Origin of the sequence: Alkalicoccobacillus porphyridii, assembly GCF_007293315.1 — a bacterium.
In the GTDB taxonomy this organism is placed as follows: domain Bacteria; phylum Bacillota; class Bacilli; order Bacillales; family Bacillaceae_D; genus Alkalicoccobacillus; species Alkalicoccobacillus porphyridii.
Window position 1 is genome coordinate 1 of the sequence record NZ_VLXZ01000320.1, and the last position, 253, is coordinate 253.

At 36.4% G+C, this 253-nt stretch carries 1 protein-coding gene; it reads right to left on the reverse strand.

Translation table 11 applies throughout. The features are described from left to right. The coding region (locus FN960_RS22075; protein ID WP_185971162.1) for a recombinase family protein at nucleotides 1-210 on the reverse strand (210 nt) is incomplete at its 3' end. Nucleotides 211-253 lie beyond the last annotated feature (43 nt).

Here is a 253-nt window from a genome sequence, read left to right on the forward strand (position 1 = left end):
TATAGCATCTAAAAATTCCGAAAAAGCTCCTGATTGTGCATGCTTTCCTTTGAATGCACTTAATCCTAAATCTTCATATGTTATGGTATCAAGATAATAATCACTATTTACCTTTAACCATTCAGCAATAAGTCTTCTCTGTCGGTTTAATGAGTCGCCAGACATCTGACCTGGTGATGAAAATCGCATATATGCTATGGCTTTTTTCATGGTGACACCTGCTAACGTATGCTTTTATAAACCTTAGTGGTGG